Consider the following 12,305-nt stretch of genomic DNA (forward strand, 5'->3'; position numbering starts at 1 on the left):
CTTGTCAAGCTGGTGACAGGAGATTCGAATTGACCGAGATGCGGGACATGCCGGGGCACCTGGCACGCCGGTTTCAGCAGATCGCCGTGGCGGTGTTCCTGGCGGAGGTGGAAGCGGCCGGCTTCGACCTCACGCCGGTGCAATACGCGGCGCTGGCCGCGATCGCGGCCAACCCGGCCATCGACCAGATCACGCTCGCTGGCCTGATCGCCTATGACCGCACCACGATCACCGGCGTGATCGACCGGCTCGCACAGAAGGGCCTCGTCGTCCGCCGTGCGAGCGCGCGCGACCGCCGGTCACGCGAGCTGTTGATCACCGATGAGGGGAGAAGGACGCTGGAGGCGATCACGCCGGCGGTCGAGGCAGCGCAGCGGCTGATGGTGCGCGGCCTCAGCGGGGCCGAGGCGAAGGAGTTGATCCGCCTCATGCAGAAGGCGATCGCCGCCGGCAACGATCTCAGCCGCGCGCCGCTGCGGGAGGGGGCGGCGGAGCGGTGATGGAGGGCATTGCATTCGGACGTGGGGGCGCAGGCCGAAAGTGCCTTTCCCCCCGGGCGAACTGCCACCTAGTTGCTCATGGCCGGGCTTGTCCCGGACATCCACGTCGTGCTTGCCGGGATGTCGGCATGGATGGGCGAGACAAGCCCGGCCATGACGCCGTGGAGAGATCTCGACGCAGACTCACACCACGTTGCCGATTCTCCCTGCCCTCACGAATACCGCATCACGCCGTCGTCGACCTTGCCGAAGCGCAGCGAGACGATGTCGAGGGCGTAGTTCTGGTACAGCCGCCACGGCCGCTTCGAGCCCTGCTTCGGCAGGTCGGCAACCGCGCGCTGCACATAGCCGGAGCTGAAGCTCAGCGACGGCAGCGGCGTAACGCTGGCATCGTCATTGTGCGGCACGCATTGGCGGTAGCCGTGCCGGTCCATGTAGTTGAGCAGCCGGCAGACATATTCGCAGGTGAGATCGCATTTCAGCGTCCAGGACGCGTTGGTGTAGCCGAGCGTCGCCGCCAGATTCGGCACGTCGGAATACATCATGCCCTTGTAGTTGAGCGTCTTCGCGAAATCGACGGTGCGGCCATCCACGACAACCTCGATGCCGCCGAGCACCTGCAGCACCAGCCCGGTCGCGGTGACCACGATATCGGCCTCGATTTCGCGGCCGTCGGCGAGGCGCAGGCCGCGCTCGGTGAAGGTCTCGATCCCGGCCGTCACCACCGAGGCGCGCTGCTCGCGAATGGTCTTGAACAGGTCGCCGTCCGGCACCAGGCACAGCCGCTGGTCCCACGGATTGTAGCGCGGCGTGAAATGGGTGGCGACGTCGTAATCGGGACCCAGCGCGGCGCGCACGCCGCCCAGGATCAGCTGCTTGACCCGCTGCGGCTTGCGCCGGCTGAGCTGGAAGAAATACATCCCGAACAGCACGTTGCGCCAGCGGATCAGGTGATAGGCGAGGCCAGCGGGCAGATGCCGGCGCAGCTTGTTGGCGAGCGCGTCCTGCGCCGGGCGCGACACCACATAGGTCGGTGAGCGCTGCAGCATCGTCACATGCGCGGCGGACTTCGCCATCGCCGGCACCAATGTGACCGCGGTCGCGCCGGAGCCGATCACGACGACGCGCTTGCCGGCATAGTCGAGATCCTCAGGCCAGGCCTGCGGATGCACGATGCGGCCCTTGAAATCGGCCATGCCCTTGAAGTCCGGCAGATAGCCCGACTCGTAGCGGTAGTAGCCGGAGCACATGAACAGAAAGCCGCAGGTCATCCGCACGGTCTCGACCGTGCCCTGCTCCGTCCGGCGCTCGGCCTCGACGGTCCAGCGTGCGTCCGCGCTCGACCACGACGCGCGCCGGACCCGATGGTTGAAGCGGATGTGGCGGTCGATGCCGTTATCGGTCGCGGTGTCCTGGACATATTTCAGGATCTGCGCCCCGTCGGCGATCGCCTTCGGATCGGTCCACGGCTTGAACGAATAGCCGAGCGTGTACATGTCGCTGTCGGAGCGGATGCCGGGATAGCGGAACAGGTCCCATGTGCCGCCGATCGCGCCCCGCCCCTCCAGGATCGCGAAGCGCTTGCCCGGGCACTTGTGCTGCAGATGATAGGCGGCGGCGATGCCGGACAGCCCGGCGCCGACGATCAGCACGTCGACATGCTCTGTTGACATGAGGTGTTCCTGGCGTTTCCTGGTGCGGCTTTCTTGCTCTGGCTGCGGACAGTCGCAACCCGGCTCGTCGCTGTCAAATCGCCGGCGCATTCGTCGTCGGTCAACCCTCCTTCGCTATCAGCGGGAAACACCCTCGATACGGATCTGGTGATGAACGCTCCCCACCCGCGCGACGACAGGCCCGGCGACAGCGACAGCCGGGACGGCAGTGGCGCGCCGTCGCAGCGCATCGCCCTGGGCTTTTCGCTGTTCGCAATCGGGCTCGCAGCCTGGTCGCTCTTCCCGAGCTTTCCGGCCGGCCAGCTGATCGCGGTCGTCACCGTCATCCCGCTGCTGGCGCTCGTCCTCACCTTGCGCTTTCCCGGCCGGTTCCGCATCGGCCTCGGCTCCGGCTACGGCGCCAATCTCGGCACCGGTTGCATCGTGGCGGCCGGCACGCTCGCCGCGCGCACGCTGTCGGACATCAACCTCGTCGACTGGCTGCCGCTGACGGCCTTCGCGACCGCGGTCGCGATCATTTTCCTCATCGTCGCCGCGCGGTTCGAAACCCAGTTCCGCCGCCGCGGCTGGCGACTGCTGCTCGCCGCTCTCTTCGTCGCCGCCTATGCGTTCGGGGCGCTTGGCCAGTTCAACACCGCGCTCGACCGCTCGGCGCCGGCGCTGCTGCGCAGCCGTGTGCTCGCCAAGCATCTCGGCCATAGCCGGCTCGCCACGCATCAGGTGACGCTCGAGCCGTGGGGCCCGTTCGCGAGAACCACCGATGCACATGTTGCGCAGGCGCTGTACGAAAGGTTGCAGCCGGGCGACACCGTGTGCCTGCGCCTGGGCGATGGCGCGTTTCGCATGGCGTGGTTCACGGTGGCGGCATGCCGCTGAGACCCGGCGCTGCGGCCGAGACAGGAACGGCCATTTGCGCAGCGCCGCGATGCTGCGTATCGTCGTAGCTTCGTGGCCCGCATGAGCGCAGCCATATGCGGGGCCTCACTCGCCGTCTCGATGAACCCGGATGTCGCTCCGCTCATCCGGGCTATGCGATTGCGAGCCGTTCTGCATGACCGACTTCCTGCCCCGCCCTTTCGCTGTCGATCGTCCCGACGTGCTGGATCTCGACATCACCGCGCTCGACGCGCGCCCCGGCGCGGTGCTGGTGGCGCGCTCGCCGTTCTATCCCGGCGGCGGCGGCCAGTTGCCGGACCGCGGCACGATCGCGTGGAACGGGATCGTCCGCGTCGTCACCGGGTTCGAGCCGACCGCCGACGGCATCTGGCACCTGATCGGTGATGACGCCATCCCGGACGGGGCGATCGAGCTGCGCGTCGATCCGGCGTTCCGGCAGCGCATGAGCGAGCAGCACACGGTGGCGCATCTCGTCAACAGTGCCGTCTACACGCTGTTCGACGGCGCGCTGCTGACCGGCGTCCGTATGACCGAGACCAACGAGTTCAGCGTCGACTTCGACCTGCCCAAGGTCGCACCGGAGCAGTTGCGCGCGGTGGAGGATGCGGTCAACGCCGCGATCGCCGACGACCGCCCGGTCCGCGCCTTCGACATGGGCTACGACGAGGCGCAGGCGACCGCTGGCCTGTTCCGCGCCAAATCCGTCGCCCCGCCACGCCAGGCCGACGGCCTGATCCGCATCGTCGACATCGACGGCCTCGACCGCCAAGCCTGCGGCGGCACGCATCTGGTCTCGACGGCGCAGGCGCGGCCCATCCGCATTCTCAAGGTCGACAACAAGGGCCGGCAGAATCGGCGCTTCAGGATCGGAATGCAGAGCGCTTAGGAGCGACTTGCAGCGGCTCACGACGCGTAGCCCGGATGAGCGAAGCGACATCCGGGGTCTCACGCAGTGTGCCGGTGAACCCGGATGTCGCTTCGCTCATCCGGGCTACGAGCACGTTGACGATCGCTCTGTTTATTGCGAGCGGCATCACGTCCGATGCGCGATCACGTCGAATCCTTCCTCCGGGGTCGGCGCCACGAAGTAGGAGGTGAACAGGTCGAACTCCTCGTCGGTCACGGTGAAGGCGTGGCGGCCTTCTGCGTTGCGCGCGCGCAGCCGCGCCTTGCAGACCTCGTCGGGGACGTCGAGGTGATGCAATTGGTGCGGCACGCCGGCGGCTTCGAACAGACTGCGCATCCAGGCGCGGCTCGCCGGCGTGTTGGCGGGGAAGTCGAGCACGACCGAAACGCCGGCTCGCAACAGCGCGACGACGTGCGGCCCCATCACGCTGCGCAGCCGAGACGAATTGCGCACGTAGTCGGCCAGGGTGCTCTGCTCGCCGGGATAGAGCCGCGCCAGCCACTCATCCTCGGCAATCACGATGGTGCCTGAGCGCCGGCCGAGCGCGGCAGTGAGCGTCGATTTGCCGGCAGCGATCTTGCCGCACACGAGGTGCAGCGTCGGTTGGTTGGGAGACACGGATACAGACCTCGCATACGGCGCCTCTTCGGGCGCCAAGAGCATTCACAGGCAATTCTCACAGGCAGAAGCGCCCGGCCCGACGGATCAGGCCGGGTCGGTAATTCGGCTGCTGACGGCAGCGCCTGCGATGCGAATGCGGAAGGTCATGAGGCTATATTTGACAGATGTCGCTGACGGCGTCCAGGCCCGGCCGTCATCCGTCGCGAGACCGCGCCGCGATTGAGTTCGACTCGCAAGAATGGCCCGCGCGCGTTTCAGTCGCGCCGGCCGCTCGCGAATGAGTTGAAGTCACTTCACTGTGGCCGAATTGATCCACTGCGACGGGAGTCGAGCCGGCCGCGTGTCGTCCATTGCCAACCGGATGTCCGCTCCTGTAGGTAGTTGCGAGGGACGGGGGCGTCAGTCGGTGGCTCGTCAGGGGCGTCAACTACAAGGCATCGCATCAGGACGACGTGAGGCGCGCATGCGCTCGGCGCGGCGCCGTGCAGCGCTGTCGCGGCTCGGCGCCGCTCTCGTCTGGTTCGCGGCATGGGCCCTGATCTTCCAGTCCGTGCTGGCGCTCTCCGCGATGAGCGCTGCGGTTGCGGCTCCCGACACCGCCATCATCTGTCAGAGCTCCACCGATGGTCCGCCGTCGGACGATATCGGCACTGCGGCCAAGCAATGCGCGAGCTGTCCGTTCTGTGCGCTCGGGCGCGGCGTCACCGTCCCGCACGTACCCGCCGTGGCGCGGCCGATGCCGGTGGTCGTGGCGATCCTGATCGAGCGGATCGACGTCGTTGCGGCGCTCCGGCCCGCGCTCGAACTGCCGGTCGCTCGCGGACCACCGGCGGCCGTCTAGGCCGATCACTCCAGACATCTCATCCCGTCACGATGCGGCCGGTCTCGTCCGCGCGCGCTGTGGGCTGCCGTCCGGCGGTCGCCGCAGCCGTGCCCGCAGCCGCCTCGTCGCGACATGTTCACGGGGCCACGGCGCGCTCGCCGCCAGACGCCTCTCCCATTCCTATTCCGAGATCCCATCATGGACCAATGTTCGACACCCGTCCGGCGGCGGTTGCTCCGCTCGACCACCGTGCTGACATCGCCTGCGCTGCTGGCATTCGCCCTTTCGAGCCCCGTGCTTGCGCAGGACCCATCGCGGGCTCGCTCTGCCGCCACGCTGCCGCAGGTGACGGTCACTGTCCCGCAGCCCCGCCCGGCCGCCCGAACGGCCGTCCGCCGCAGGGGCGCACATGCGGCGACGACCAATCCGGCAAGCGCGCCACCGCCGCAGGCGACCTCATCCGACGGCGTCGCCTCGCCTCCCGGCGCCACTTCGGTTGCGCCGGGTGACATCCTGGCGAAGCGCGCCATCACGAACGACACCGCTGCGCTGTTTGCCGATGTACCCGGCGTCAGCCTCTATTCGGCCGGCGGGGTCTCGAGCCTGCCGGCGATCCATGGCCTCGCCGACGACCGCCTGCGCATCAAGGTCGACGGCATGGACACCATCGCCTCATGTCCCAATCACATGAATCCGGCGCTGTCCTACATCGATCCGGCCCAGGTCGCCGCAGCCAAGGTCTGGGCGGGCATCACTCCCGTGAGCGTCGGCGGCGACTCGATCGGCGGCACCGTCGCCGTCAGCTCGCCGGCGGCCCTGTTCGCGGCGCCGGGGCAGAGCCTGCTGACCAAAGGCAGCATCGGCACGTTCTACCGCAGCAACGGCAACGTGCGCGGCGTCAACCTGTCGGCCACCATGGCCACCGAGAACTACAGCGTCAGCTACAGCGGCGCTGCGGTCAAGGCAGACAACTATACGGCCGGCGGCAACTTCAAGAACTTCACCCTGAGGAGTTCGATCACGCCGGTGCTTCCCCTCGATCAGGTCGGCTCATCCGCCTACGAGACCAGGAATCATCTGATGGGCATCGCCTGGAGCAAGGACGGCCAGCTCATCGAGCTGAAGGCGGGAGTGCAGGAGGTCCCCTATCAGCTCTACCCGAACCAGCGCATGGACATGCTGGGCAACGATGCCTACAGCCTCAACCTGCACCATCTCGGCCGGTTCGACTGGGGCGATCTGGACACCCGCCTCTATCACCAGTCCGTCGATCACTACATGAACTTCGGCGGCGATCGGCTGCTCTCGTATGGCACGCTGCGCCCGCCGAACACGACGGGTGCGAGCTATCCGGTCAACGGCATGCCGATGTATACGCGCACCAAGACCAACGGCCTGACCTCCAAGGCCGACATCACGCTGTCGCCCCGCGACGTGGTCCGCGTCGGCGTCGACCTGCAGACCTATCGTCTCGACGACTGGTGGCCGCCGGCCCCCGATTGCGGCGTCGGCAACTGCATCGGCGGCATGGCGCCGCTGACGTTCTGGAACATCAACGGCGGCAAGCGCGACCGGGCCGGCGTGTTCAGCGAGTGGGAGGCGAAGTGGAGCCCGTCCTGGCTGTCGCTGCTGGGCGTGCGGTTCGAACGCGTCGAGACCGACACCGGACCGGTCGTCGGCTACAACACCAGCACCACGCCGCTGACATCGGGGTTCATGTCCGGCATGTACGAGACGAGCTCGGTCGGCTCCCGCGCGGCGTTCAACGCCATGGATCGCTCGCGAAAGGACAACAATGTCGATCTGACGGCGCTGTTCCGGAATACGCCGAGCGCCCATCTCACCTTCGAGTTCGGCGCGATGCAGAAGACCCGGTCGCCAAATCTGTACGAACGCTATTCCTGGTCGCGCAACACCATGGCGCTGGAGATGAACAATTTCGTCGGCGACGGCAACGGTTATCTCGGAAACCCCAATCTGAGACCCGAGGTCGCCCATACCGTGAGCTTCACCGGCGCCTGGCACAGCGCCGACCATGAGGCCGAGATACGGCTCACACCCTATTACACCCATGTGCGCGACTACATCGATGCGGTGCAGTGGAAGGCCGCCACCAACACCGCTGCCGCGCCTGCCGTCGCCAACCAGTTCGTGATCATGAAATACATGAACCAGCAGGCGCGGCTGTACGGCTTCGATCTGTCCGGCAAGGTGCCGCTGGGCAGGACGCCGATCGGCGATTTCGGCCTGAAAGGAGTCCTGAGCTATACCAACGGCAGGAACCTCGACACCGGAGGCGGCCTCTACAACATCATGCCGATCAACGGCAAGCTGACGCTCACGCACCGGCTCGACGGCTGGGACAGCGGCCTCGAGCTGGTGATGGTGGGCCGCAAGTCCGACGTCTCCGTCGCGCGCAACGAGCTCAAGACCCCGGCCTACGGCCTGGTCAACCTGCGCAGCAACTACAGCTGGCAGAAGCTGCGCATCAGCTTCGGCGTCGAGAACCTGTTCAACAAGCTCTACTACCTGCCGCTCGGCGGCGCCTATATCGGCGAGGGCGCATCGATGTCGTTCAACAAGGAGGCCGGCACCGTCGCTGCCACCGGCGGCGGCGTATCGGGCACCGCGACGATGTGGGGCACCGCCGTTCCCGGTCCCGGACGTTCGTTCTATCTGGGTGCGAACCTGGAATTCTGACGCCGGCATTCGCATCTCGCCCTGTCCCGCCAGCGGGACCGGGCGAGAGCGGACGCCAGACGACCACAGTGTCGCGATGAGCAGCGCGAGCGAGACGTAACGTCGCGCATCACACCGTCTGCGATTCTCGGCTGAAAAATCGCGGCCCTGGCGAATTTGGAAAAGCTCTAAGAGCAATTCCAGCCGCCGCTCCGTTGACACATCGGGGCGGTTGCCGTCTCCACTGATCCCACGATGCATCGTATTTGTATTTGCTCATTGGAGGGATTGATGAGACTGACCATTGCGGCCGCGCTCGCTGTCGCGTTTGCCGCCATCTCGCCGGCCTTGGCGGACGGCTACAAGGACTGCACCAAGCTCGACAAGGCGTCGTGGAAGCCGGCGGCCGAGGCGGAAGCCAAGGCGAAGGATGCGGGCTACGAGGTGCGCCGCTCGAAGGTCGAGGGCACCTGCTACGAGGTCTACGGCGTCAAGGGCGGCAAGCTGTATGAGCTGTTCTACAGCCCGGAGGATCTCAGCCTGAAGCACACGATCGCCAAGTAGTTGGCGCAAGCGTCGCCCAGCGTGCTGGATGACCTGACGTGAGAGCCATGCACGGCACAGCCCCCCGCGCCAGCCTGAAACACCGGGACGCCGCCGAGACAGTACGGGTCTGGGACCTGCCGCTGCGGCTGTGGCACTGGATGCTGGCCGTGCTGGTGCTCGTCGCCTGGGTGACGCCGAACGTCCATGACGGCCTGCACCGGATCGCGGGCTACGCGATCCTCGGACTGCTTGCGTTCCGCCTGATCTGGGGCATCATCGGCACCCGCCATTCGCGCTTCCGCAGCATCGGCGCCCGGCTGCGCGCGACGCCCGCTTATCTGTGGAATCTGCGGCGCGGCAGGACCGGACGCTATCTCGGGCTGAACCCTGCGGGCACGGCGATGCAGCTCGCACTGCTGCTTCTGCTCATCGTCTCCGTGGTGACCGGCGCGATGCAGGTGACCGTGCGCTTCTTCGGCATCTGGTGGGTCGAGGACACCCACGAGGTGACGTCATATCTGCTGATCCCGCTGGTGGTGCTGCATGTCGCCGGCGTGGTGCTGGTGAGCCGCCTGCAGCGCGAGAATCTCGCCCGCGCCATGCTGACAGGGCGGAAGCTGCTGCGGCGCAGCTCGCGCACGAGCTGACTGGCCGGCTCAGCCGAGTACGGCGTAGGGCGTCAGCCGGAGGCCCTGCGGTCTCCATCATCTGTCGTCGCCGAACGATCGTTCGCGGCGAATCGCGCCACACCCGGAACTCACGAGCGTTGCACGCAGGCCACAGTTCTCGCAAAAGCTGCGCGGGCGCGGAGATGCGTTATTGCGCCGGGCCGTCTTGCGCCGAACAATCGCAGGTATCGGATGCCTGACCGCCCCTCACCAGCAGGGGCTCGGATTTTGGGGAGGCCGGATGATGAGCTCGCAGCAGCTTTCGACGCGTGCGTTGTGTCGGTCCGTTGTCCTGATAGCTTGTGCGGCGGCATGGCCCGCGGCCGCCGCCGAGATCGAGGCGGCGACGCCGCCCGTCGTCGCGGAGCCGATCGCGACGTCGCCGCAGCCGACCGCAGCCGAGCCCGCGCTGACGACCGCGTCGATCACGCCATCGGCCGTCCTGCCAGCGGACGAACAGGCCGCGCCCAGCGCAGCGACCGAACCGCCTCGGCCCACCGTCGCCAGCGCCGACCGCATCGAGATCCTCGACGAGTGCCCAGCCATCGATGCCTGCATCGATCGCTATCTGTGGGCGCTGTACGAGCGCGCGCCGAAGCTCGACAAGATCCGCGAGACCGAGCGCCGCGTCGTCACGGTCAAGCGCAAGGGGCGCATGGTGAAGGTGACGCGCAGCTTCACCAAGCTGGTCGACAATGACTTCACCTGGAAGGATCCGAAGGCGGCCGAGCGCGTCGGCCGCAGCATGATGGAGTACGTGATCGGCGGCATGGACCGCGGCTTCAAGCTGAAGCTGTTTCACACCTTGCACGCCGCCGAGGCCGCGGGTCTCGCGCCGGGCATCACCAGCGGCTTCCGCGACGATTATCGCCAGGAGATCGCGAGCGGGCTGAAGGCCGCGACCAACCGCTCCTATCACGGCGGCAGCCTGCGCGGCGGCTACGGCCATGGACTCGCAGCCGACATCGTCAGCGTCAACGGCGCGACGCGCGCGCAGCGCTGGGTGGCGACCGAGCAGTTGTGGAAATGGGTCGACGCCAACGGCAAGAGCTTTGGCATCGGCCGGCCCTATCTCGATCGCGACCCGCCACATGTCGGCCCGGTCGACGGCGAGGAATATGCCAAGCATCGCGCGCCTGCGGTGAGGGTGGCGGCGGCGGAGACGAAGAAGGGCAAGCGGATCGCCGCGCGACCGGAGCATCATGCGGCAAAGCGCACGAAGGCGGTGCGCGCGTCGGCGCTGGCCTCGCGGCGGACAGGGTGATTGTCACGTACACTGCAGGTGGCAGTATCTCGTTGATTTCGTAGAGCGCACACTCTCTCCGTCATTGCGAGGAGCGAAGCGACGAAGCAATCCAGAGTCGCACGCGACACCCTGGATTGCTTCGCTTCGCTCGCAATGACGACGTCCCATCTTCGGAGCATCGATGACGACAAAACAAAAGGCCGGGGCAATGCCCCGGCCTTCACCATCTCCGCCGCGCGTCGCGCCGGATTATCAGTAGCGGTAGTGGTCCGACTTGAACGGGCCTTCCGGCTTGACGCCGATGTAGGAGGCCTGGTCGGGGCGCAGCTTGGTGAGATTCACGCCGATCTTGGCGAGGTGCAGCATCGCCACCTTCTCGTCCAGCGACTTCGGCAGCACGTAGACTTCCTTCTTGTACTTGCCGTCCTTGTTGTTGGCGTAGAGCTCGATCTGCGCCAGGGTCTGGTTGGTGAAGGACGCCGACATCACGAAGGACGGGTGGCCCATCGCATTGCCGAGGTTCACCAGGCGGCCTTCGGACAGCAGGATCATGCGCTTGCCGTCGGGGAAGGTGATCTCGTCGACCTGCGGCTTGATGTTGGTCCACTTCAGGTTCTTCAGCGAGGCGACCTGGATCTCGTTGTCGAAGTGGCCGATGTTGCAGACGATGGCGCGATCCTTCATCGCGCGCATGTGCTCGATGGTGATGATGTCCTTGTTGCCGGTGGCGGTGACGAAGATGTCGGCGCGCGGCGCGGCGTCCTCCATCGTCACAACCTCATAGCCCTCCATTGCCGCCTGCAGCGCGCAGATCGGATCGATCTCGGACACCATGACGCGGCAGCCGGCCTGGCGCAGCGAGGCGGCCGAGCCCTTGCCGACGTCGCCGAAGCCCGCAACCATCGCGACCTTGCCCGACATCATCACGTCGGTGCCGCGGCGGATGCCGTCGACCAGCGACTCGCGGCAGCCGTAGAGGTTGTCGAACTTCGACTTGGTGACGCTGTCGTTGACGTTGATCGCGGGCCACAGCAGCGTGCCGGCCTTCTGCATGTCGTAGAGACGGTGCACGCCCGTGGTGGTCTCCTCCGAGACGCCCTTGATCGACTTGGCGATCTCGGCGAAATAGCCCTTCGGCTTCTCCTTGAGCTGCTTCTTCAAGAGCGCGAAGAACACCTCCTCCTCCTCGGAGGCAGGCTTGTCGAGGAACGCCGCGTCGCCGTTCTCGGCGCGCAGGCCGAGATGGACGTACATGGTGGCGTCGCCGCCGTCATCGAGGATCATGTTGGGATGGCCGCCGCCATGCCAGTCGAACAGCTTGGCGGTGTAGTCCCAGTAGTCGACCAGCGTCTCGCCCTTGACGGCGAACACCGGAATGCCGGCGGCAGCGATCGCCGCGGCGGCGTGGTCCTGGGTCGAGTAGATGTTGCACGAGACCCAGCGGATGTCGGCGCCGAGCGCCTTCAGCGTCTCGATCAGCACCGCGGTCTGGATGGTCATGTGCAGCGAGCCCGCAATGCGCGCGCCCTTCAGCGGCTGCTTCGGGCCATACTCCTCACGCGTCGCCATCAGGCCGGGCATCTCGGTCTCGGCGAGCGAGATCTCCTTGCGGCCGAACTCGGCGAGCGAAATGTCCTTGACGATGTAGTCGGTGAAACCTGGCTTGGCGGTCATGTGGGGTTCCTGTTTGTCAAAAAACATCATTCCGGGGCGCGTAAGCGCGAACCCGGAATCCATCACTTCGA

At 66.6% G+C, this 12,305-nt stretch carries 11 protein-coding genes; 8 read left to right on the top strand and 3 right to left on the bottom strand.

Annotated elements, in window-relative coordinates; genetic code table 11:
- Nucleotides 1-47: 47 nt before the first annotated feature.
- Nucleotides 48-500 (top strand): MarR family winged helix-turn-helix transcriptional regulator, encoded by a 453-nt coding sequence (locus tag QX126_RS18420; protein WP_315782890.1) that lies wholly within the window; start codon nt 48-50, stop codon nt 498-500.
- Nucleotides 501-712: 212 nt separating this feature from the next.
- Here the strand turns inward: QX126_RS18420 and QX126_RS18425 are convergent, their stop codons facing one another.
- Nucleotides 713-2,263: a flavin-containing monooxygenase gene (locus QX126_RS18425; RefSeq protein ID WP_409999108.1), complete on the bottom strand. Its 1,551-nt coding sequence runs from the start codon at nt 2,261-2,263 to the stop codon at nt 713-715.
- A gap of 60 nt (nt 2,264-2,323) precedes the next feature.
- Between QX126_RS18425 and QX126_RS18430 the strand changes: the two genes are divergently transcribed.
- Entirely contained in the window at nt 2,324-3,049 is a 726-nt protein-coding gene (locus tag QX126_RS18430; RefSeq protein WP_315777085.1) for a hypothetical protein, read from the top strand.
- 175 nt (nt 3,050-3,224) lie between these two features.
- Nucleotides 3,225-3,956, top strand: coding sequence for an alanyl-tRNA editing protein (locus QX126_RS18435; RefSeq protein WP_315782773.1), 732 nt, complete (start codon nt 3,225-3,227; stop codon nt 3,954-3,956).
- A gap of 147 nt (nt 3,957-4,103) precedes the next feature.
- On the opposite strand, the gene QX126_RS18440 is transcribed toward QX126_RS18435, so the two are convergent.
- On the bottom strand, nt 4,104-4,595 hold the full coding sequence (locus QX126_RS18440) for an ATP-binding protein (RefSeq protein ID WP_315771462.1): 492 nt from the start codon (nt 4,593-4,595) through the stop codon (nt 4,104-4,106).
- Between the two features lie 466 nt (nt 4,596-5,061).
- On the opposite strand from QX126_RS18440, the gene QX126_RS18445 reads away from it, so the two are divergent.
- The 5 genes from QX126_RS18445 (at nt 5,062) to QX126_RS18465 (ending at nt 10,578) form a co-directional block, all read left to right on the top strand.
- Nucleotides 5,062-5,439: a hypothetical protein gene (locus QX126_RS18445; protein WP_315782775.1), complete on the top strand. Its 378-nt coding sequence runs from the start codon at nt 5,062-5,064 to the stop codon at nt 5,437-5,439.
- 180 nt (nt 5,440-5,619) lie between these two features.
- Nucleotides 5,620-8,121 carry a TonB-dependent receptor gene (locus QX126_RS18450; RefSeq protein WP_315782777.1) on the top strand — a complete coding sequence of 834 codons (2,502 nt, stop codon included), beginning with the start codon at nt 5,620-5,622 and terminating at the stop codon, nt 8,119-8,121.
- 270 nt (nt 8,122-8,391) lie between these two features.
- A complete protein-coding gene (locus QX126_RS18455) occupies nt 8,392-8,664 on the top strand; it encodes a PepSY domain-containing protein (protein WP_315738971.1) in 273 nt (90 codons plus the stop codon).
- A 47-nt stretch (nt 8,665-8,711) separates the two neighbouring features.
- A complete protein-coding gene (locus QX126_RS18460; RefSeq protein ID WP_315782779.1) occupies nt 8,712-9,293 on the top strand; it encodes a cytochrome b/b6 domain-containing protein in 582 nt (193 codons plus the stop codon).
- A gap of 262 nt (nt 9,294-9,555) precedes the next feature.
- A complete protein-coding gene (locus QX126_RS18465) occupies nt 9,556-10,578 on the top strand; it encodes a hypothetical protein (protein ID WP_315782781.1) in 1,023 nt (340 codons plus the stop codon).
- A 234-nt stretch (nt 10,579-10,812) separates the two neighbouring features.
- On the opposite strand, the gene ahcY is transcribed toward QX126_RS18465, so the two are convergent.
- Nucleotides 10,813-12,234, bottom strand: a complete 1,422-nt coding sequence (ahcY, locus tag QX126_RS18470; RefSeq protein WP_315759149.1) for an adenosylhomocysteinase — start codon at nt 12,232-12,234, stop codon at nt 10,813-10,815.
- Between the last annotated feature and the right edge of the window lie 71 nt (nt 12,235-12,305).

Source organism: Bradyrhizobium sp. SZCCHNPS1003, assembly GCF_032381555.1.
Classification (GTDB): domain Bacteria; phylum Pseudomonadota; class Alphaproteobacteria; order Rhizobiales; family Xanthobacteraceae; genus Bradyrhizobium.

Excerpts from the sequence above, each read along its gene's own strand:
- QX126_RS18430 (WP_315777085.1), top strand. The coding sequence starts at position 2,324 with ATGAACGCTCCCCACCCGCGCGACGACAGGCCCGGCGACAGCGACAGC.
- QX126_RS18420 (WP_315782890.1), top strand. The coding sequence starts at position 48 with ATGCCGGGGCACCTGGCACGCCGGTTTCAGCAGATCGCCGTGGCGGTG.
- QX126_RS18455 (WP_315738971.1), top strand. The coding sequence starts at position 8,392 with ATGAGACTGACCATTGCGGCCGCGCTCGCTGTCGCGTTTGCCGCCATC.
- QX126_RS18445 (WP_315782775.1), top strand. The coding sequence starts at position 5,062 with ATGCGCTCGGCGCGGCGCCGTGCAGCGCTGTCGCGGCTCGGCGCCGCT.
- QX126_RS18425 (WP_409999108.1), bottom strand. The coding sequence starts at position 2,263 with ATGCGCCGGCGATTTGACAGCGACGAGCCGGGTTGCGACTGTCCGCAG.
- QX126_RS18450 (WP_315782777.1), top strand. The coding sequence starts at position 5,620 with ATGGACCAATGTTCGACACCCGTCCGGCGGCGGTTGCTCCGCTCGACC.
- QX126_RS18435 (WP_315782773.1), top strand. The coding sequence starts at position 3,225 with ATGACCGACTTCCTGCCCCGCCCTTTCGCTGTCGATCGTCCCGACGTG.
- QX126_RS18460 (WP_315782779.1), top strand. The coding sequence starts at position 8,712 with ATGCACGGCACAGCCCCCCGCGCCAGCCTGAAACACCGGGACGCCGCC.
- ahcY (WP_315759149.1), bottom strand. The coding sequence starts at position 12,234 with ATGACCGCCAAGCCAGGTTTCACCGACTACATCGTCAAGGACATTTCG.
- QX126_RS18465 (WP_315782781.1), top strand. The coding sequence starts at position 9,556 with ATGATGAGCTCGCAGCAGCTTTCGACGCGTGCGTTGTGTCGGTCCGTT.